The organism is Paeniglutamicibacter sp. NPDC091659 (assembly GCF_044756805.1).
GTDB lineage: Bacteria > Actinomycetota > Actinomycetes > Actinomycetales > Micrococcaceae > Paeniglutamicibacter.
In genome coordinates, this window is record NZ_JBIVTO010000001.1 from 778,177 (window position 1) to 798,423 (window position 20,247).

At 61.8% G+C, this 20,247-nt stretch carries 22 protein-coding genes and 1 riboswitch; of the genes, 12 read left to right on the top strand and 10 right to left on the bottom strand.

All coding sequences use genetic code 11. The features are described from left to right. Positions 1-35 precede the first annotated feature (35 nt). Positions 36-425, bottom strand: coding sequence for a DUF1304 domain-containing protein (locus tag ACIQLF_RS03525; protein ID WP_400294363.1), 390 nt, complete (start codon positions 423-425; stop codon positions 36-38). A gap of 59 nt (positions 426-484) precedes the next feature. Here ACIQLF_RS03525 and ACIQLF_RS03530 point away from each other — a divergent pair, with 59 nt between their 5' ends. Next, positions 485-1,126, top strand: a complete 642-nt coding sequence (locus tag ACIQLF_RS03530) for a TetR/AcrR family transcriptional regulator (protein ID WP_400294365.1) — start codon at positions 485-487, stop codon at positions 1,124-1,126. A 58-nt stretch (positions 1,127-1,184) separates the two neighbouring features. Here ACIQLF_RS03530 and ACIQLF_RS03535 read toward each other — a convergent pair whose 3' ends face one another. Further along, positions 1,185-1,697, bottom strand: a complete 513-nt coding sequence (locus ACIQLF_RS03535; protein WP_400294367.1) for a cupin domain-containing protein — start codon at positions 1,695-1,697, stop codon at positions 1,185-1,187. Positions 1,698-1,973: 276 nt separating this feature from the next. Between ACIQLF_RS03535 and ACIQLF_RS03540 the strand changes: the two genes are divergently transcribed. From ACIQLF_RS03540 to ACIQLF_RS03555, 4 genes are all read left to right on the top strand, one after another. Beyond that, the gene (locus tag ACIQLF_RS03540) at positions 1,974-2,624 is read left to right on the top strand and encodes a TetR/AcrR family transcriptional regulator (protein ID WP_400294369.1); all 651 of its coding nucleotides are present in this window, start codon (positions 1,974-1,976) and stop codon (positions 2,622-2,624) included. Beyond that, a complete protein-coding gene (locus ACIQLF_RS03545) occupies positions 2,625-3,587 on the top strand; it encodes an ABC transporter ATP-binding protein (RefSeq protein ID WP_400294371.1) in 963 nt (320 codons plus the stop codon). It abuts the gene before it with no gap. Beyond that, positions 3,584-4,390 carry an ABC transporter permease subunit gene (locus tag ACIQLF_RS03550; protein WP_400294373.1) on the top strand — a complete coding sequence of 269 codons (807 nt, stop codon included), beginning with the start codon at positions 3,584-3,586 and terminating at the stop codon, positions 4,388-4,390. The genes ACIQLF_RS03545 and ACIQLF_RS03550 overlap by 4 nt, the downstream gene beginning before the upstream one ends. 153 nt (positions 4,391-4,543) lie before the next feature. Beyond that, positions 4,544-5,788, top strand: coding sequence for an MFS transporter (locus ACIQLF_RS03555; protein WP_400294375.1), 1,245 nt, complete (start codon positions 4,544-4,546; stop codon positions 5,786-5,788). Positions 5,789-5,898: 110 nt separating this feature from the next. On the opposite strand, the gene ACIQLF_RS03560 is transcribed toward ACIQLF_RS03555, so the two are convergent. From ACIQLF_RS03560 to ACIQLF_RS03580, 5 genes are all read right to left on the bottom strand, one after another. Next, entirely contained in the window at positions 5,899-7,461 is a 1,563-nt protein-coding gene (locus ACIQLF_RS03560) for an amino acid permease (protein ID WP_400294377.1), read from the bottom strand. Positions 7,462-8,043: 582 nt separating this feature from the next. Further along, positions 8,044-8,589: an OsmC family protein gene (locus ACIQLF_RS03565; protein ID WP_400294379.1), complete on the bottom strand. Its 546-nt coding sequence runs from the start codon at positions 8,587-8,589 to the stop codon at positions 8,044-8,046. A 39-nt stretch (positions 8,590-8,628) separates the two neighbouring features. After that, a riboswitch (SAM riboswitch) is annotated at positions 8,629-8,747 on the bottom strand. Positions 8,748-8,852: 105 nt separating this feature from the next. After that, positions 8,853-9,167: a DUF4190 domain-containing protein gene (locus ACIQLF_RS03570; RefSeq protein WP_400294381.1), complete on the bottom strand. Its 315-nt coding sequence runs from the start codon at positions 9,165-9,167 to the stop codon at positions 8,853-8,855. Between the two features lie 312 nt (positions 9,168-9,479). Then, positions 9,480-9,806 carry a hypothetical protein gene (locus ACIQLF_RS03575; RefSeq protein ID WP_400294383.1) on the bottom strand — a complete coding sequence of 109 codons (327 nt, stop codon included), beginning with the start codon at positions 9,804-9,806 and terminating at the stop codon, positions 9,480-9,482. A gap of 211 nt (positions 9,807-10,017) precedes the next feature. Next, positions 10,018-10,521 carry a MarR family winged helix-turn-helix transcriptional regulator gene (locus ACIQLF_RS03580; protein ID WP_400294385.1) on the bottom strand — a complete coding sequence of 168 codons (504 nt, stop codon included), beginning with the start codon at positions 10,519-10,521 and terminating at the stop codon, positions 10,018-10,020. A 191-nt stretch (positions 10,522-10,712) separates the two neighbouring features. On the opposite strand from ACIQLF_RS03580, the gene ACIQLF_RS03585 reads away from it, so the two are divergent. After that, positions 10,713-11,144 carry a VOC family protein gene (locus ACIQLF_RS03585; protein ID WP_400294387.1) on the top strand — a complete coding sequence of 144 codons (432 nt, stop codon included), beginning with the start codon at positions 10,713-10,715 and terminating at the stop codon, positions 11,142-11,144. Positions 11,145-11,216: 72 nt separating this feature from the next. Here the strand turns inward: ACIQLF_RS03585 and ACIQLF_RS03590 are convergent, their stop codons facing one another. The 3 genes from ACIQLF_RS03590 to ACIQLF_RS03600 all read right to left on the bottom strand — a co-directional run bounded on the left by ACIQLF_RS03590 (position 11,217) and on the right by ACIQLF_RS03600 (position 14,018). After that, positions 11,217-12,047 carry an SDR family NAD(P)-dependent oxidoreductase gene (locus tag ACIQLF_RS03590; RefSeq protein WP_400294389.1) on the bottom strand — a complete coding sequence of 277 codons (831 nt, stop codon included), beginning with the start codon at positions 12,045-12,047 and terminating at the stop codon, positions 11,217-11,219. Positions 12,048-12,093: 46 nt separating this feature from the next. After that, positions 12,094-12,882 carry a LuxR C-terminal-related transcriptional regulator gene (locus ACIQLF_RS03595; RefSeq protein ID WP_400294391.1) on the bottom strand — a complete coding sequence of 263 codons (789 nt, stop codon included), beginning with the start codon at positions 12,880-12,882 and terminating at the stop codon, positions 12,094-12,096. A 116-nt stretch (positions 12,883-12,998) separates the two neighbouring features. Next, positions 12,999-14,018, bottom strand: a complete 1,020-nt coding sequence (locus tag ACIQLF_RS03600) for a proline racemase family protein (protein WP_400294393.1) — start codon at positions 14,016-14,018, stop codon at positions 12,999-13,001. A 464-nt stretch (positions 14,019-14,482) separates the two neighbouring features. Between ACIQLF_RS03600 and ACIQLF_RS03605 the strand changes: the two genes are divergently transcribed. From ACIQLF_RS03605 to ACIQLF_RS03630, 6 genes are all read left to right on the top strand, one after another. Next, positions 14,483-15,772, top strand: a complete 1,290-nt coding sequence (locus ACIQLF_RS03605; protein WP_400294395.1) for an alpha/beta fold hydrolase — start codon at positions 14,483-14,485, stop codon at positions 15,770-15,772. Positions 15,773-15,832: 60 nt separating this feature from the next. Beyond that, positions 15,833-16,090, top strand: a complete 258-nt coding sequence (locus ACIQLF_RS03610) for a hypothetical protein (RefSeq protein WP_400294397.1) — start codon at positions 15,833-15,835, stop codon at positions 16,088-16,090. A 418-nt stretch (positions 16,091-16,508) separates the two neighbouring features. Then, positions 16,509-16,718, top strand: a complete 210-nt coding sequence (locus tag ACIQLF_RS03615) for a DUF6973 domain-containing protein (protein ID WP_400294399.1) — start codon at positions 16,509-16,511, stop codon at positions 16,716-16,718. A gap of 47 nt (positions 16,719-16,765) precedes the next feature. Continuing rightward, a complete protein-coding gene (locus ACIQLF_RS03620) occupies positions 16,766-17,275 on the top strand; it encodes a hypothetical protein (protein WP_400294401.1) in 510 nt (169 codons plus the stop codon). 191 nt (positions 17,276-17,466) lie between these two features. Next, positions 17,467-18,261, top strand: coding sequence for an endonuclease/exonuclease/phosphatase family protein (locus ACIQLF_RS03625; RefSeq protein WP_400294403.1), 795 nt, complete (start codon positions 17,467-17,469; stop codon positions 18,259-18,261). Positions 18,262-18,723: 462 nt separating this feature from the next. Further along, positions 18,724-20,202 (top strand): alanine/glycine:cation symporter family protein, encoded by a 1,479-nt coding sequence (locus ACIQLF_RS03630; RefSeq protein ID WP_400294405.1) that lies wholly within the window; start codon positions 18,724-18,726, stop codon positions 20,200-20,202. Positions 20,203-20,247: the final 45 nt, after the last annotated feature.

Below are 20,247 nucleotides of genomic sequence, written 5' to 3' on the forward strand. Positions count from 1 at the left end.
CATGGCTCCGTTCGGTGGGGATTGGGGAGGGGGAGTTAGCGGGTGAAGGCAAACAGGCCGAAAATGATGGCCAGGGCGGGTGCGGTGAGCTGGAGCATCGCCGCGCGCGCCAGCTTGGGAGATGAAAGGAGCAAGACCAGGCCTGCTGCCAGCATTGAACCGGTGCCCGCAAAAATCAGCGTCGCTCCGACGACGGGGGAGGATGCAAGCACAAAGACCATGCCCGCAACCGTCATGGCCGCCAGGAACAGGTTGTAGAAGCCCTGGTTGAAGGCCAGCGGCCTGGTCGCGTTGGCTTCGGCGTCCGTCTTGATCCCGAAGGCCTTGCGGGTGGCGGGAAGCTCCCAGCGCAGGGATTCGAGGATAAAGATGTACACGTGGATTGCGGCGGCAAGGCCGGCGAAGATCATGGTGATCGGCAGCATCTGGCGTGTCCCTGGGTCGTTGGAGTGATTGTGTAACGGTCGTTCCAATATATACTGGAATGACCGTTACACAAAACAAGGGGATTTCGGGACTCATGGCCAGAACGCAGGAATTCGACACCGGCAAGGCGCTCGGCGATGCCCGCCGCGTCTTTTGGGACAAGGGCTTTGAGGCCACGTCGATCACGGATCTTGAAACGGCCACGGGGCTGGGCCGTTCAAGCATCTACAACGGCTTCGGCTCCAAGCGGGGGCTTTTCGACGCGGTGATCCAGGACTACATGGACACGATCCTTCGGCCGCGCCTGAGCCTGCTGCGCGACTCGTCGCACGCGAATGACGGCATCTCGAACTACTTGAAGTCGCTGTCGGTCGACCTGGCGAAGGCTTCGGAGCAGACCGCGAACCGCGGCTGCCTGTTGATGAACACGGCCGCAGGCATCGCGGGCAACGACGAAGCACTGAGGCTGCTGATCGACGGGTACCAGCTCGAGTTGCGCGATGGCGTGGCCGGTGCACTGCACTCCATGGATCCGGCTCAATCCGATTCCCTGGTTCTTGCGCGGGCGCGAATTGTCGCCGGGCTGGCGATGAGCGCGCTGCTCTTGGCGCGCCTGAACCTGGCCGAGGCATTGGCGACCCTGGAAGCCGCCGTGGGACAAGTGCGCGAGTGGATTCCGGAGACCCTGCGGGTTCCGTAGGCCTTGCCCCGGGCCTTCGGCCGTTCCCGGAATCCATGCGACTTGCGACCCGTTCCCGTCAGATCATGGGTGGCGTCAATCCGTAGCGGGCGATGATGTCAGGCAGCCACGGGGCGTCGGCGAACTCGATCCCGTAGTGGGCCGCCAGTTTGTCGAGGGCCTCGGGATCGGGAGGCCCCGCTTCGAGTTGGTTGGCCAGCCCCCAGAAGAAATGCTCAAACCCCGCGGGGCTGATGATTTCGATCATCCTCGCCGGGACCTTGCCGGCGTTCCACATGGTGTGCAGTTCCCCGCGCGGCTTGGTGATGTAGCCTCCCGCACCCAGCACCACCTCGCGGTCGCCCGACCTGAACCCGATCTCGCCCTCAAGGACGATCGAATACTCGTCTTCACGGGTGTGCAGGTGCGGCGGAACCAGGGCCCCGACGGGGAACGGGTGCTCCACGATCGAGATCTGCCCATTGGTTTGCTCGCCAAATAGCTTGAAGGCAACCCCGATGCTTCCGAGATCGCCCTGCCGTCCTTGCCCCGGTTGCACGATGGTTAGTCGCGATTCCCCTTGAATGCCCATGGTGGGCCGTCCCTTCTGCCTCGTTGTACAGGTGTGTATAGCGAAACTGTCAGGCCGCGAGGGGCCGCTGTCAATGCCCTTTTTCCGCAAAGAAATACCTCCAGCGATGAACCCCTTGGTTGGCTGGGGGCGGACGGCTTCGGGCGGCCCGACAGGCCGTGAAAATGCGAGGCCGGCTTACTGTCGACGGCGCCCATGCCTCCCGGGCGAATAAATATCCCGCTTTGGTACTTTCGCCTCTTACCAAATCCTGAACACGTGTTTAGCATCTTAAACATGCGTACAGATGGTGAGGATCTCACCACAAGATCCAAGATCAGGGACGCGGCCATCGAGCTTTTTGGCCGACACGGATTCGCGAACACCACGATCCGAGACATTTCCGCGGCCGCGCAGGTGAGCCCCGGACTGGTCATCCACCACTTTGTTTCCAAGGCCGGCCTTCGCGAGGCCTGCGACCGGCACATCCTCGGCATCAGTTCGCAACGGGCCGTGGACAAGGCAGATGTTGCATCCCTGCAAAAAATGATGGCCGAATACCTCAGCAAGCCCGATGCCTACATGGCCGAAACTGCGTACATCCGCCAGGCCATCATGGACGACTCGGCTTTGGGCGACGCATTCTTCGATGCACTTGTTGCCATGACCAAGGACATGCTCGAGGCCGGCATCGCGAACGGAAGCATTCGAAAGATCGATGACCTGCGGGCGGCAGCGGTCGTCCTGGCCACAAACTCCATGGGCATGTTGGTGCTTGGTCGGCACGTGGCACGAAGCCTCGGCCAAGAAGAGTTCGGCGTCGGCACCGTGAACCTCCTCGGCGTCCCCGTGGTGGACCTCTACACTCACCCCTTGTACACGGACGAGCGCTTCCTGAATGCGGCCCGTGCCGCCCTCGAAACCCCTGCCAAATCCGAGGAGCAATAAGTGGATCCCGCCATCAAGGTCTCAGGCCTCAGCAAGAAGTACGGTAGCAAGGAAGTGCTGCACGGCATCGACTTCAGTGTGCAGCCCGGAAGCATCTTCGGGGTCATCGGGCCCAACGGCGCGGGCAAGACCACGACCATGCGCTGCCTGCTGGACATCATTCGTCCCAGCGCCGGGACCATCGAGGTCCTCGGGAAGGACCCGACCCAGGGCGGCCCCGAGCTGCGCAGGCGGATCGGGTACCTGCCCGGCGAACTGATTCTTGAAAGCCGGACCACGGGACGCAAGATCCTTGAACACTTCGCGGCGATCAGCGGCCCGGTCAAGCCGGGCATGGTCGAGGCGTTGGCCGAGCGCCTTGACCTGGATTTGGACAACCAGGCCCGCCGGCTCTCCAAGGGCAACAAGCAGAAGCTCGGGATCGTCCAGGCCTTCATGCACGAACCGGAACTGCTGGTCCTCGACGAACCGACCAGCGGCCTGGATCCGCTGATGCAACGGGAATTCCTGGCCCTGATCCGCGAGGCCAAGGACAACGGCCAAACGGTGTTCCTCTCCTCGCACGTGCTCAGCGAAATCCAGCAGGCGGCCGACGAGGTCGCGATCCTGCGCGAAGGCTCGCTCGTCACGGTCTCCACGGTGGACAACCTGCGCGAAAGCGCCATCAGGCACGTGCGGGTGCTCTTCCCCGGCCACGACCGGCAGGGCGCGCGCGACCTTTGCGCCGGCATTCCCGGGATCCGCGACCTTGAAGTCCGCCAGGTACACGACGGAGGCGACCGCGGAGTGATCGAGGCGCGGGCCAGCATCGAGGGGTCTGTCGAGCCGTTGATTTACGTCCTGTCCCGCACCAGGGTCCTGGACCTGGTGATCGAGGAACCTGATCTCGAGGAAGCGGTGTTGAAAATGTACTCATCGGACAGGGGACCAGATTCCCGTTTGCCGCAGGTGGCACGCAAGTGAAAACCCAACGTTATCCATTGCTGCGCAAGGCGTTGGCGGATTCCTGGCGCTCGACCCTCGGGTGGGGCATCGGCCTGCTGGCGATCATGTCGTTGTACCTGCCGTTGTATCCGAGCATTGGCGGGAGCCCGCAGATGCGCGAGCTGCTGGCCTCCCTGCCGCAGGAAATGATCAAGGCGCTGAACTACGACCAGATTGCCTCGGGCCCCGGCTACACCCAGGCCACGTTCTTCGGGCTCACCGGCTTCCTGCTCATGTCCATTGCCGCCATCTCGTGGGGAGCCGCCGCGATCGGTGGCGACGAGGAGGCCGGACTCCTGGAACTCACGCTCGCCCACGGGGTGACCCGCACGCAGGTGGTGCTGGAACGCGCGGCGGCGCTGGTCATCCGCATGCTCCTGCTGGCGTTCCTGGTGCTGGTGGTCATCCTGGCGCTCAACGGGCCCGCGCAATTGGGCATCGATCCGTCCAAGGTCGTTGCCGGCGTGCTCATGTTTGTGCTGCTGACGCTGCTGGGCGGAACCGGCGCCCTGGTGGCGGGGGCGCTGAGCGGGCGCAGGTTGTTCGGCATCATCGCCGGCACCGCGGTCGCGGTGGTCGGTTACGTCTTCAACGCCCTGGGAAACCAGAGCCAGGACCTGCAGTGGCTGCACAACTTTTCGCCCTATTACTGGGCCTATGGCGGGTCGCCCCTGGTCGAGGGCGTCCCGTGGGCGGCGGTCGCGGGGCTGGGCGGGCTGAGTCTGGTGTTCATCGTCGTGAGCGTGCTGGCGCTGCGGCACCGCGACATCGGCGCATCTTAGGATCCAGGGAAATTGCCGGTGGGGACATCCTGCTTCAGGCGTTCCGCCGATGGCAGCCGGTTGTCCCCGTTCGCCCCAATTGCTCACCTGATGTGAGCAACCTTGCCACCAGCACATTGGCTCCCGAACGGGCTCGACCCGTACCCTGTGAGAATGCCCAACAAGGAAAAACCAACAGCGGACAACGAAAATCCACAACCGACCCCGCAACGGGTCTCGCGAGGATTCCTGTTGCTTTCGCTGCTGGCCGTGATCCTGGTGGGGTTGAACCTGCGGGCGGGCATCACCAGCGCCTCGGCGCTCTACCACGACCTGCAACAGTTCCTCGGGTACGGGCCTTTCGTTGCCGCGCTGCTTCCCTCCATTCCGACGCTGGTCTTCGCCGCGGCGGGCACGTCGACCGCATGGGTGGCCCGACGCCTGGGGCTCAGCGGAACCATCATGCTGGCCTTGTGCGTGCTGGGCGCCGGGCTTGCCTTCCGCGGGGTTCCCGCCACCTGGGCACTGCTGGCCGGAACGGTCGCCGCGATGTGCGGCATCGCCCTGTGCAACGTGGCCATGCCCTCGTTCATCCGCGAAAACTTCGCCCACAAGACCTCGATGATGACCGGTGTCTACACCATCACCATGTCCATCGGAGCCACCGCCGCATCCTCGCTCAGCGTGCCGCTGGCGATGGCCGCGGGGTCGCCCACGCTGGGATTGGCCGCATGGAGCCTGCTCGCCTTTGCCGGCGCGCTGGCCTTCATCCCGTTCATCCTGATGGCCCGCAGCGGGAAGCCGGCGCCTGCCGCCGGCCCCCGGGCCAGCGCCCTGGGCCTCCTGCGCACCAAGCGCGGCCTGGTGATCACCGGGCTGTTCACGGTCCAGGGCATCCTGGCCTACGCGATCATGAGCTGGCTGCCGACCATCCTGATTTTCCGGGGCATGCCGACCGCCCAGGCGGGCATCATGCTCGGGCTCCTGCAGATCATGTCGATTCCCGCAACGATGTTTGTGCTGTGGATGGCGAACAAGCTCAACAAGTTGCGCTCGGCCATGGTGACCTGCTCCGTGGCCGCGGGGATCGGCGTCACGGGGTTGCTGCTGTTGCCGCTGGACCTGGCCTGGATCAGCGCGATCGCGCTTGGCGTCGGCTTTGCCATCTTCCCGCTGGTGCTGCTTGTCATCTCCCACAGCGGGGAAACGCCGGAGGAAACCACGGCCATGAGCACGCTGGCGCAGTCGATCGGCTACCTGGTGGCCACCAGCGGCCCGTTCGGCATGGGCCTGCTCTTTGCGCTGACCGGCGCCTGGACCGTTCCGCTGGTCCTGCTCCTGGGCGTGGTGGTGCTCCAGCTGCTGCTGGGCATCGCGGCAAGCGCCTACCGCCGGCCGGCCCTGCGGCGCGTGGAGTAGTTTCCCCGCCCGCGGCCAGGCCTCGGGCCCATTGCAAGCAAAGCCGCAGTTGCCCAAGACCATGGTCTTGGGCAACTGCGGCTTTGTCGTCGGGCCTGGATCCAACCGGGCTAGACCTTGGAGTCGGCGTACTCCTCGACGTAATCCTCGACGTCCTTGGGACCGGAAAGGTCCATCTCCAGCAGCGACACGACGCGCGACTTGGTGACATGGCGGTGGATGATCCACAGCCCCAGGAAGATCGGGATGCCAATGTAGGAGGAGAGTACCTCCATGCCGCGACCGGCCAGCACTGCCTCGTAGTTCTGTCCCGCGATTACCACGATCAGCACGGCGAAGGCCAGCAGCGGCCCGATGGGGAAGAACGATGCCTTGTAGGGCAGGTCGCTGACCTTGTTGCCCTGCGCCAGGAAGCCGCGCCGGAACCGGTAGTGCGACAGGGCGATTCCGGCCCAGACGATGAACCCGCACAGGCCCGAGACGTTCAGCAGCCAGGCGTACGCGGCGCCCTGCCCGACGATGGCGCTGAGGAACCCGAAGAGCCCCACGGCGGCCGTGGCCAGCAGCGCGTTGATCGGCACGCCACGGGAATTGGTGCGGCCGAAGGCCTTCGGGGCCTTGCCGTCATGGGCCATGGCGTAAAGCATGCGCGTCGAGGCATACAGGCCGGAGTTGCCCGCCGAGAGGATCGCCGTCAGGATCACGGCGTTCATCAGGGCCGCGGCAAAGGCGATGCCCGCGCGCTCAAAGACCAGGGTGAAGGGCGAGGCGGCGATGTCGGCTTCGCCGGAGGCCAGCAGGCTCGGGTCGGTGAACGGAATCAGGCAGCCGATCACGAAGATGGCGCCGATGTAGAAGATCATGATGCGCCAGAAGACGGAGCGGATGGCCTTGGGGACTTCCTTCCGAGGATTCTTGGCCTCGCCTGCCGCGACGCCCACCAGTTCGGTGCCCTGGAAGGAGAACCCGGCGATCATGAAGACGGAAATGATCGATACCCAGCCGCCGTGGAAGACGTCCTCGCGGTTCTGCCAGTTGCTGAGGCCCGGGGAAGTGTCCCCGAGAATGCCGACGATCATCAGTACGCCCGCAATCAGGAAGATCACGACGGCCACGACCTTGATCATGGAAAGCCAGAACTCGCTTTCGCCAAAGGCCTTGGCCGAGAGTGCATTGACCCCCGTGAGCAGCACCAGGAACGAGCCTGCCCAGATCCATCCGGGGACCCCGGGGAACCAGAAGTCCATGATGATGCCGGCGGCCACGAGCTCGGCGGCCACGGTGATGGCCCAGTTGAACCAGTAGTTCCAACCGATCGCGAACCCGAAGGACGGGGAAACGAACCGGGTCGCATAGGTCTGGAACGAGCCAGCCACCGGGATCTTCGCCGACATTTCACCGAGCGACTGCATCAGCAGGAAGACCATCAGGCCGACCAGCGCGTAGGCGACGAGTGCGCCGCCGGGTCCGGCCTGGGCGATCGTGCCTCCGGAAGCGACGAACAGGCCGGTGCCGATGGCACCGCCGATGGCGATCATCTGGAGGTGGCGGCTGCTTAGCCCGCGCTTGAGTTCGTTGTCGGGCTTGCCGGCGTCGGTGCCGTCGCCGACGGTGTTCGCGGTGCCACGCTGCACCAGCGATTCATTTTCAAGTGTCACGGAAGTTCTGCTCATGGGTGTCATGCAACACCACCGGAGGCCATTGAAGCGACTTTGCTCACAGGGGATCCGTGTGCTGGTGCCGCTGCGTGACGTGTGTCTGGTTTCTCACATACCGCACATCCCTGTATTAGTGCGGTTTTTTCCGGGGAAATTCGGGGTGGTGGACTATACAGAGCGTCACGCAAGGTTGCCAATCCGAAGGCGTGAGCCACAGATGGTCGAATGGATAACCTTGTTCTCGTCCGCTCCGAGGCACAGTATTGCTGATGCATTGGTAGCTTCCCGGCGGTGGTCTATCTGGATCAAGACCATGCCACAGTCTTTGATCTGGGCCTGCTAGGCCCGGAAATGTCGCTCGGAGATACCGTCTGATTGCTCAGATTCAACGAAACGACACTGACTATTATGACGGGCGTTCGTCACAAAATGAGAATCGGGCCACCCCGGGGAAGACTCGACAGTGGCCCTGAGCCAGTGTTCATCCGAACCGGGTGTGATATAGGGCGATCGGCCGAATGCGCCCGTCATCGGCCGCCCAAACGCGACGAGGGGGCCACCCGCCGGATGGCCCCCTCGATCAATTGCTGCAAATAGTTAGTCGGCGACGACGAGTTCCACGCTGATCGGCGTGGGGTTGGCAATGATGTCGAAGACCGGGCAGTGCGCGTCGACGGCCGCCTGCAGCTCCTCGTAGCGTTCGCGGGTCTCGGGGCCGGACACCGTCACCTTGAGCCGGACGCCGCCGAAGCCGGGGCGAACCGTCTCATCGATTGCGAAGAGCCCACGCACGTCGAGGTCTGCCTCAGCATCGATGTCCAGCGAATCAATCTTGATCCCCAGCTGGTGGGCGTACAGGCGGTAGACGACCACCTGGCAGGAAATCAATGCGCCCAAGGCGTACTCGACGGGGCTTGCCGCCGCGTCGTCCCCTGCCAGGCCGACCGGCTCGTCGACCAGGAAGGTGTGCTTGCCGGCGGTGACTTCGGTGGCGACGGAGCCGACGGCGGTTCCGTTGGCCTTGAACGTCAGCGAGGCACTTGCGGTGTCCGCCGTGATGCGCTCGCCCCAGGCGTTTCCGGCCGCGTTGAGCTTCTCGGCGCGCAGGATGTCGGGGGTGGTTTCGAGCAGGGTCTCAGACATGGGAGATCGATCCTTCCGTGGTGGCGCGTGCCAACCACGTCGCCATACTTACGCCGGTCCGGTTGGACGGCGTCGAATCTTCACCTGGAGCACCCCGCTATGACGAAGGGGGTTGCCGTCCAACCGACCAGGGTCGTGAATGGTTGGAACTCGTGATTCTGTTGACAAGTGTGCCGGGGATACCGAGCGCGAGGCAAGAAAATGCTTCATGCAGCGTCATGAAACGGGGGACGATCCTGCCGCCATGTCAGCTGCGTGCCGGGTCAGCTGCCTGTGGAGAAAAAGAAGGGCGTGAGCAAGAAGAATGGGATGAGCAGCAAAAAGGGAATCACTGACAGGATCCACAAGATGGTGCCGACCCAGCCAGTCACCTTGCCGACCGTCGCGTCGGTGTTCAACTGCTCGGCCTCCTTTGCCTTGTTGATGGCGATGATGCCCAAGGCGATGCCGACAAGGGGAACGAAAAGGGAAAGGATGCCCAGGATCATCGAGGTCTGGGCAAGCTGTTGGCCTCGATTTAGCTCCGGGTACTGTGTCATGTTTCCTCCGACGTGATAGCTCTGGTTGCCGGAGGCCATGCGGCGGAACATCCGGTTGAATCGAGACTAGCGGAGTCCCCACGGCAAAAGGCGCAAGATGCCTTGTCGGGACGCCAAAGATGACTGCAGGTGCACTTGAGGCTCGCCCTTGGGTCATCTTCGGTTCGTGGCGATTCCGGTCGTTTGCAGATGGGTTGGGCCAACGGAGGATCGCCGCAGACGGAGAATTCCGGTTCGGGGAATTCCGAGATTGCCTTGGGTGCCGCCGGGCAATTGGCAAAAACACAAAAATAGCGACCCTCCAAGATTTGAATTCTTGGTGGGCCGCCATCTTCATGGTTTCGTGAGGATTTACGACTGGGAAGCGGCCATGCCGGCTACGACCGTGATGAGCACGAACGCGATGATGCTCAGAATGGCGAGGATGGTTCCGATCCAGCCGGTTACCTTGCCGACGGTTGCCGCAGTGTGGAGCTCTTCTGCCTTCTTGGCCTTGGAAATGGCGATCGGGCCAAGGATGATCCCGACGACGAAGAGTGACAGGATGCCGAGGATCATGGAAGTCTGGGCAAGCTGGGCGCCGCGCAGCTGCTCGGGGCTGTTCTGGATGTACGTAGGTGCTCCCTGGTACGGGGCAGCGCCATTGAACTGTGGCTGGTTGTCGGCCGGCTGAGTCATTTTTCCTCCGCGAAAAAGATGATGGTGCAAGTGAATGATGTCTAAGGTGCGTCCTTAGATTTTGAGCGTACCGGCGTTTGGCCATGAAATGGCGAAAAGCATCGCCGTCCAGCGCAACGAAATGATCACAAGTGCCATCCGAGCCGCGTGGGGCCGGAAAGTCTCGGCTGCTGGGGCCCGGGCGGCGGTATCGATCATGGTTTGGCGACGACTAACCCTCGCTCTGCTCAGACTCCGAGTCGTTGAGCCGTGCCAGCAAGTCGGCAAAACGACGGATCTCATCCGGTTCCCAATTCGACAACCGCTCGCGCATCAGGATCCTGGCCCGTGTCCCGGATGCGACCCATGCTTCCCGGGCGGCATCCGTGATGCTGACGAGCATGGCGCGCCCATCGCTCGGGTCGGGCTCCCTGGTCACCAGTCCTTGGCTCTGCAATTGCTTGATGGTCCGGCTCATGGTGGCCTTGTCCACGTGGAGTTCCGATGCCAGGACTATTTGTTGCTGTGCCTGTTGCCTGACCAAAATCGACAGGACCCTGTAGCCCAGCGGCTGCAGCTCCGGGTGGATGTCCAGCGCACGCTTGCGGATCGCGGTGCGGGCTTTGACGGCCATGATCGAAAATTGCTTCTCGACCTCTTGCATCAACGGCTCCAGCACCTGCGGATCGGCGGGCTTGTCGACGTCGGGGGTTGGCTCGGAGCTAGGGGGTTCCATGAAGTCCATATTAGTGCGTTTCCCCGGGGCCACAGGGCGGAACATCGGTGAACGACGCCGGGCCCGCGGCTTCCCCGGGGGCGGGACAAATCACGGGGCCAGCGGCACACTACGAGCAGGGCTCTTCCGTTTTGTCCTTGTCGCAGTGCAGAATGGCAACTTGCTAGACCTCGACAAGTCAGGAGAACAGCATGGCCACAATCCTTAATCCCTACATCAGCTTCCGCGGGGAAGCCCGCCCGGCGCTGGAGTTCTACCAGTCGGTTTTCGGCGGTGAACTGGACCTGCGACCCTTCGCGGACTTCGACTTCGCCAAGACCGACAACCCCGCGGACGATGCGAAGATCATGCACGGGCACCTTCGAGGGCCGAATGGCTTGAACATCATGGCTGCGGACACCCCTGAATCCATGGAATGGAAGGGCGGCACCGCCATCTCGATCACGCTCAGCGGCGAGGACAAGGACGAGCTCCAGGGCTACTGGGACAAGCTTGCCGAAGGCGCCACCATTGGCCAGCCGCTGGCACAGGCCCCGTGGGGCGACTGGTTTGGAATGCTGAGTGACAAGTTCGGCATCGATTGGATGGTCAACATCGCAGGATCGCCGGGCGCCGGAGCCTAGCTGCGACGAATAGGCTTCTGGTGGGTGGCGGACCCAAGGTTGTTTTGCCACCCACCAGTCTTGTGTTTCCGGTCAGTCGTCCTTGAGCAGGGCCTCCGTGCGTACCCACAGGGAATCGCTCAGCCCGGGGTTCTTGGCCTGCGGGTTGGTCCGAGAGACCTTTCTGCGCGTGAAGTACTCGCCAGCCGGCCAGTCGACGCGGGCGTTTCCGTGGGCCAGCCATACCAGGGTGTCTGCGCCCTTCTGGGGCGAGGCAAGGAACTTGGAAAGAAGCTTGTTGCCGTAGACCCCTTCCATGGAGGCGCCCGGCGAGCTGGAAAAGCTCGTGGCGACTATGCCCGGGTGGAATGCCGCGGCGGAGAGCCCTCGGGAGCCATAGCGTTTCTGCAATTCACGGGTGAACAGGATCTGTTGCAGCTTGGCATTCCCGTAGGCGCGGTTGGGGCTGTAGAACTTCTCCGCATTGAGGTCGTCCAGATCGACCCGTCCATACAGGCGGTTCGCAAGGCTCGAGGTGTTCACGACGGTGGCCTGTGAGTCGAGCAGCCGGTCAAGCAGCAGCTGCGTCAGCAGGAACGGTGCCAGGTAGTTGACCTGGAAAGTGAGTTCAAAACCATCGACGGTCGTTTCCCGGACGGGCGAGAATATCCCGCCGGCATTGTTTGCGAGGACGTCGATACGCGGATAAGTGGCCAGGAGTTCGGCGGCGAGAGTGCGCACCTGGGCCAGATCGGCGAAGTCGGCGAGATGGAATTCGGCACCCAGCTCCGCTGCGACGGCCTTCGTCTTCTCGGGGTTTCTGCCAACCACAACCACCTGATGGCCGAGGTCCGTGAGCTGTCGGGCGGAGGACGCGCCGATTCCATCGCTGGCGCCGGTGATGACAATTGTCTTGGCTGGCATGTGGTGCCTCTCGAACTGAAATCGGCGTGCTGCTTTGTCAGCCAGCCTACGCCGCGCTCAGGGCTCCCAGCTGAAAGCGGCTTGTTGCCCCGAAACTTCTCTGGATGGCTTGCACCTTGCGCTGGATCGTCCGCAAGCTGACGCCGAGCGCGCGAGCGATGGAATCGTCGGTGAGGCCGGTTGCAAGCAATCGCAGTATCTCTTGTTCTTCACTGCTCAGCAGCGGCGAGGTTGACCTGCGGTCGTTGGTCGGGGGCGTCGCGGATTTCCAGATGGTTTCGAAGGTGTCGTTGAGGAATGCGGCGAAGCACGGGTCGTGGATTCGAACCCCCAGGACCCCGCTCGGGTGGTTTGCACTGCTGAAAACCAGCGATTCTTCCCCGTCCCGAATGACCAAGCGAGTGGGAACGATCGAGGAGACGCGAGCGCTGGATTCGTGAAGGGCGGAACTCGGAACCAGCGGAGCGCGCGACTCTCGCTTGAATGCCGCCGGATCGTAGACCACCCGGTAGTGAACGCCGCGTTCCAGGGCGTCACGTCGAGCCCTCTCCATCCCCTCGGTATCCGGTGCGTCGATTCCGCGGTCGAAAGCCTCGAGCGATCGGCGTGCCCGGTATTGAATGTCCGCATACGCGGTGGCAAGGCTTTTCCTGACGGTGATGAACTCGATCTCCGAGTGGGGGAGTGGCCTCGCGGGCATTGATTCACCGGCCAGTGTTCCCGCGCCGGAAGCCAGAGCGTCGAACTGCCTGGATATCGCATCCAGCCCAAGGTCGATCAACGGGTACTCTCCATTTCGTGGAAGCGCGGGCGCTGCAGCGGTATCCAGCTGCATGCAGGGCCTGCCTCGGAACGTCGCCGGCCGCCCGCTTCGGGACAGTGTCCGATGGGCCGCAGGTTCCCTGAAAGCCTGCAACCCATCGGCGAAACCGGCTCAACGCATTCGGGGATTTAGAACAGGGTGAAGCCGGTTCCCAGTTCGTCATCCGGGTTGAGATCGAACTGGTGGCGTCCGGTGCGGTACGCCATGCCGGTGACCACCGGGATGACCGCGGGGAACTGCGAGCCTGACACGTCGTGGGGCCGGACGGTGCCGATGAAGGTCGAGCCCACGATCGAGTCGTGCTTCAGCGAATTCTCGGTGATCTCGCCCGTGGCGGCCAGGCAGGCCAGTCGCGCCGAGGTGCCCGAGCCGCAGGGGGAGCGGTCAACTTCGCCGTCAGCGAAGACCGTCATGTTGATCTGGTTCGGTCCCGTCGAGAGGTCTTCGAGCTTCTGGAACAGGATGGTTCCGTAGACACCGCTCTGGCGCGGGTCGGAGTGCTGGGCCTCGGGCAGGTCGTTGCAGGCCCATTTCACGGCGCGGCCGATGGAGCGCAGCTCGGAGTAGTTCTCCTTGGTGATGTCCAGGTCCAGCTGGGCAACATCCAGGCACGCATAGATGGCTCCGCCGTAGGCCAGGTCGACCGTGTACTTCTTGCCGTCAACGTCGACCTTGAGGTCTTGCCCCACGACGTAGGACGGAACGTTTTCAAAGGTGACGCCGCGGACGATGCCATCGCGGGATTCGACGTGTGCGGCAACGCGCCCCGAGGGAACGTCGATCACGACGACGCTTGTTCCGTTGGGGTCGGATTCAACGATTCCCTCTTCGACGGCCCAGACGCCCAGCGCCATCGTGCCGTGTCCACACGCCGTCGAGTATCCGTCCTTGTGCCAGAAGACTGCTCCGAAGCTTGCGGCAGAGTCGTCGGGCTCGGTGATGAAGCAGCCGTACATGTCCGTGTGTCCGCGGGGTTCCTGGACCAGGAGCTGGCGAATCTTCTCGACGGCCGGGCTGTTTTGTGCCGACACACGGCGCTCCGCAACGGTCAGGCCATCAAGCTCACCGTAGCCATCGGTGACAATCCGGAACGGCTCACCACCGGTGTGGTAGTCGATGCTGCTGATCTGGATGGATGCTGTCGTCATGTTGTTCGGATCCGTTCTCATGCGTGTCGGTTGGCGTGAGGGTCAGGCGCCAGAAACCTGGCGCCCAAACCGCGGGAGAAGGTGCTTGAACTTGAGGGGCACATAAGGGCGAAGGGCAATGGAACCGCTCCCTGTCATAGGTGATACCGGCCACTGAGATTTTTGCGCTTCCGCTGTGAATGAGAGCACTTCTATGCAATAGTACATTGCATAGAAAAGAGCGTGTCAAGGTCGGCGAACGGTCGTTTCGGCCCTACGCATGTGGCTTCGGATGTGGACCGTCGATCGGTAGCTTGACCTGCACCGTTCGGGGCGTTCACGTGGCTTCTGTTGTTTCCGACGAGCAGCCCTCCCGTTTTGGACGGCCCGGCGGCAACGCGGTGGGCACGCATGCATGAGGGGGAAACGAGCAATCGCCCCGAGCGGGCAAGACGTAGGCATCAATCCATGGAGAGAGTGGCAAATTGATCAAGACCGAATACACGGCAGCAGGAATGCAGATACGTGACCATGTGGTGACGGTGCCGTTGAACTGGGCGCAGCCCGACGAACGGACCATCCAGGTGTTCGCCCGCGAGCTGTGCTCCGCGGAGCAGTCACACCGAGACCTGCCCGTCCTGTTGTTCCTGCAGGGCGGACCGGGCGGCAAGGGCCCGCGCCCTCTCGACAAGTCCGGGTGGATCGGCGAGGCGCTGAAGACGCACCGCGTGCTCCTGCTCGACCAGCGCGGCACCGGACGCAGCAGCCGGATCACCGCGGCCTCGATGGAACGCTTCCCGGACGCGGCCTCCGGCGCCGAGTACCTGGGCCACTTCCGGGCCGATTCGATCGTTTCCGACGCCGAATTCCTGCGCAAGACCGTCTTCGGCGGACGGAAGTGGACGACGCTGGGGCAAAGCTACGGCGGGTTCCTCACGCTGACCTACCTCGGCCAGGCGCCGGAGGCGCTGGACGCCTGCTACATCACCGGCGGGTTGCCGAGCCTGACACCCGATGCCTCGGAGGTCTATCGCCGGACCTACGTGCGCACCAAGGCGAAGAACGAGGAATTCTACGCACGCTACGGGCACCACATGGAAACCATGGCGAAGATCGCCGACCGGCTGGCCGTGGGCGATGTCCGCCTGCCCGACGGCGATACGCTGACGGTGCGCCGCTTCCAGTCCCTGGGCATCGACTTCGGCAGGAAGCCGGGGTTTGAGCGCATGGCCTGGCTTGTCGACGAGGCGTTCGACGAGGGCGGCGAATTGAGCGACACCTTCCTGACCCAGATCCAGGGGCGCAGCAACTACGCGGAGAACCCGTTGTTTGCCGTGATGCAGGAAAGCATCTTCGCGGACGGGGCAAGCGGCGCAACCGCCTGGGCGGCCCAGCAGGAAATCGAGCTGCACCCGGAATTCGCCGAGTCGGCCCGCCCGTTGTTGATGACCGGCGAAATGATGTACCCGTGGATGTTCGAGGAAATCCGCCTGCTGAAGCCCTTCGGCGCCGCGGTGAACGAAATGGCCCGCCGGGACGACTGGGGTCCGCTGTACGACCGGCGGAAACTGGCGGAAAACCAGGTTCCCGTCGCCGCCGTCGTCTACTTCGACGACATGTACGTGGACGCGCCGCTGTCGCTGGAAACGGCGGCGCAGGTCGGGAACCTGCAGGCCTGGGTGACCAACGAGTTCGAGCATGACGGCATTTCGTCCCCGAGCGTGTTCCCGCGGCTGGTGTCGATGGTCGAATCGGTCGGCGGACCGCTGGGCTAGCGCGCAATTTCTCGCCGTTTCTACCGAAACCCCGCGCTGGCACCGGTATGGAAGGAAACCATGCACAAGTTCCCGCCGGAACTTGTGCCCCTGCTGGAGAAGCTCAAGGCAATGAGCCTTGACGAAATTCTCCAGCGTGGTCGGGCCCACAATACCGCAGTCAAGACGCTGGAAAACGTGGTCACCGACCCCGAGAAGACACGCCAGGCCATCAATGCGAACACAACCCTAGGTATCGGTACATCCGGCGCAGGGAAGGTGTCAGAGCGCTCCGGAAACCACCACGCCATACTGCGGCTGGATGAACCCCGTCCATGACCGCGGACACGACGGCCGAGGCCTCGGGTTCTAGCAGCAGCAAAGGCGGATGCTCACGGAGCTCGGGCATTCTACATAGTGATTGGATGCAATAAGGTCATCAAAATTGATGGTCTTTCAGGATGATTCAAGCAGTTTTAATACAACGTATTTCAGTGTGTTTTACTAGGGTTTCTTACTCGCATCCGATTACGAATTTGATGACTGTATTATGAAAAAACTCTTGAAGAGAGTTGCGTTGACTGGGGCTACTGTGATGCTTTTGCTGAGTACCTCGGTAGCCCCAGCCAACGCGGCATACCAAGATACTTACGGTGACTTTTACGGGTCCGCAAAAGAAGCTGCGTACTGTGTAGCTAAGGTTGGTGTCGGGAATTTCGCAATAGCAAAGTGCGCTGCTGGTCGAACACACGCGGATGTGGCAAGCAAGGAAGCTTCCAAGCGCTTTGCGAAGAAAACATTGCATAACGGAAAGGGCGATGCTTTCAGGCACTGCTACTGGAATGCCCGGATGACGAAATCTATGGGATCAAATTACGCGGGGATCATTGCAACCAATCACGAAGACGTGAACAAAGGTCCTGCAAAAGAGCGCTCCATGGACCTTAAAAACAACGCCACAGGGTGAGCCATCGGCTCAAATCGCGGAGCTTCATACACCTGGATGCTCAACCAATGCTCTACGTACGCTACAAAAGGAAAGCTGGTAACACTCAAGTGAACAAAGGTCCCGCAGGTTTCTGGTGCGGTGTGATTGGCATTTTGATGCTGACTGCATGCAGCGGATCGAACCAAGATGCCTTTTCCGTTGATTCGCTCAGTAAGGCATTGAACGAGGAGCCAACTCAAACTGTTACTCTCGCTTCTGCATTTGCAGAAGCAGGTGATTTCAGTCGCGTGGTCGTTGGATGCCCGTTCTTAGAACCTGAAGATATCAAGGACTCACTTGGATTCAACTGGCCAGGAGCTCGGGATCTTCCCCTGGATTCGGAGTCAAAGGGCGAACTTATTTTTGCCACTGATTCAGAGGTTGTTGGCGTAAGTGTCTTCTCTCGTACAGAGGTAAATTTCTGTGAATCACCGGAAAGTGGAGGAAGCGTTATTTCTGCGCAGACACCGATTTCCTTTACGAAGGAAGCAAACACAGATGGATCGAACTCATGGACAGCTCAGCTCTCTAAATGACGTCTTCCATGAATGATTCACGACCCCGGCACCTGTTCCTAAGCTCCCCGAAGCTGACAGGTGCCGCGGCACTTTCAGCGCTATTTCTAGCAGGCATACCCCACCTGGAAATACTTGCTTTTGGCTTCGTACCCATAGTTCAAGCTCTCGCCCCACTATTCTGCGTAGTAGCTGTGGCGTTGTCTCTAGCCATGATGTTCTTTCGTCGACGACGATTGCCTGCGCTGATTTTGCTTCTGGGTTCGATAATTGGCGGCATTCCTTTGCTGGTTCCAAGCGAGGTCTCAGCGGAGACAAAATTTGCACCCCTATCTGTTCTGAGCATCAATGTTGAACGGGGTGGGGCTGATGTTTCATCACTTTCAGCTGTCATCAAGAATCAAGAAGTCGATATTGCGATCCTTATTGAAGCAGACGAGTATTTGATCAAGTCCTTACTCTCTCCAGACATTAAGAAGATGCTTCCTTATCGTTCTGGAACTGTTTCTTCCGGCGGTACAGCAGGAACAGCCATGCTGTCTAAATATCCATTGCAGCAAGAGGATGAAATTTCTGTACCAGCGGGGGTTACGTCATTTGATCAACCCGTCGCCACAGTCGATCATCCACAGCTTGGTTCCATCCGAATCGCGGGAGTTCACCCTTATCCGCCCATAAGTGGAGCTATTGAGTGGAAGAAATCACTTGAATCAATCAACTCCTGGCAGAGCGAGAACACTGATTTGCCACTCGTGATGGCTGGTGATTTCAACGCAAGCTACGCCCACCCCGAATTTCGGGAAATCGCAAGTAGCTTTACAGACACCGCAGCATCCGCAGGTATTTTGCCGATCTCCACATGGCCAGCCTCGGGGCCGATTCCGGCTTTCACAGCCATCGATCATGTCCTGGTTCGTGACTTGTCGACTACCTCATGGGAACGAGTCAAAATACCCAACACGGATCATTTCGGAATCATCGCAAAAGTCACCAGCCGCACAGACTAGACGGAGCGCGGTCCGCGCATGGCGCCGGACGGCCGCCTTGTTGGACCGGGGAGCCCGGCCCGTGGATTGATTTCCATGGGCCGGGCTCCTTTCACATGTCTGCATATTTGCATAAATACCAGTGAGGGGCGGAATGCCGCGAACTTGGTGGTTCGGCACGGTTTCGGCCCAAATTAGACGAATAAAATCCTTGATTCGCGAAAATGTGACATGTACCATTGCATACACTGGTGATGTGGAGCACATGGGCGTTGGTGCCCGTGCGGCCCAAGGGGAGCCGTCGAGCGGCAGTGGAGTTCGAGGGTTTACGCATCTGGACGGAACTCGGCGGGGTGGACCCCGACCGGTTTCGCGAAATTTAGAGGCTTTGAAACTGCCGGAATGGCTAGCTTCGTCGCATCGGGATGCGGGTCCGTTTTGAGGGATCCCCGATGCGTTCGAGAAGACGTTAGGAAAAAACATATGGACATGCTCACCAGCATCAACGATGCGATCTGGAACCCCATGGCGTACTTCGCCCTGGCCGTCGGATTGTTCTTCACCGTACTGACCGGATTCGTCCAGTTCCGGCGGTTCCCGGACATGATCCGCCAGATCCTGAGCAAGAAGAACAGTTCGGACGGGATCTCCCCGGTCCAGGCGCTGCTCTTGACCCTGGCAAGCCGCGTGGGCGTCGGCAACATCGCCGGCGTGGCAACGGCAATCGCCGCCGGCGGCCCCGGCGCGCTGTTCTGGATGGTCGTCTGTGCGCTGCTCGGATCGGCCAGCTCCTTCGCCGAATCCACCCTGGCCCAGGTCTACAAGCGCCGCATCAACGGCGAGCACCGCGGCGGCATGCCGTTCTACATCGAGCACGGCCTGAAGCTCAAGTGGCTGGCCGTCACGGTGTCGCTCGTGGCCATGGTCGGCTACGGGTTCGTGTTCCCGGGCGTCCAGTCCAACAACATCGCCTCCAGCGTCGAGACGGCGTTCAACGTTCCCACCTGGGTCAGCGCGGTTGGCGTCACCGCACTCATGGCCTTTGTCATCATCGGCGGAACCAAGCGCGTCGTCGGTGCCGCACAGCTGATGGTCCCGGTCATGGCCGTGGGTTACATCCTTGCCGCAGCGGTGATCGTCGCCGTGAACTTCGAGCAGATCATTCCGACCATCAGCCTGATCCTGTCTTCGGCCTTCGGCGTCCACCAGGTCTTCGGCGGCATCGTCGGTGCGGCCGTGGCCTGGGGCGTGCGGCGCGCGGTGTTCTCCAACGTCGCCGGCGTGGGGGAGGGGACCTACGGAGCCGCGGCGGCATCGGTGTCCCACCCCGCCAAGCAGGGCCTGGTCCAGGCCTTCTCGATCTACATCGACACCGTCGTTGTCTGCTCCGCCACCGGCCTGATGATCATCATGACCGGCTCCTACAACGTCACGGCCCCCGACGGCACGGTCCTGATCCAGGGCGTGCCCGACCTCAAGGCCGGCGCCGCGTACACCCAGCAGGCAATCAGCACCGTGTTGCCGGGCGTCGGCCCGGGCTTCGTGGCCGTCGCGCTCTTCTTCTTCGCCTTCACCACGCTGGTTGCGTTCTTCTACATCGCCAAGACCAACCTGGTCTACCTCACCGGCCGCGATGACAGCCCGGTGCTGGACTGGGCCCTGAAGCTGGGTATGCTCGGCATCACCTTCTTCGGCGGCATCATCAGTGCCGATGCGATGTGGGCCATCGGTGACATCGGCTACGGAACCCTGGGCTGGATCAACATGCTCTGCCTGCTGGCGCTCACCTCGGTGGTCTACAAGGTCACCCGCGACTATGACAGGCAGTGCAAGGCGGGTCTCGACCCGGTCTTCGACCCGATTGCCCTGGGTATTCGCGGAGCCGACTTCTGGGTCGAAAAGGCGGACGAAACCGCCGAAAGCCCGGTGGTCTTGGCCTCGGGCGAGACTCGGAAGAACTAGTTTCCCCCGCCCCCTTCCCTCTGTGCAATGTCACATGATACTATT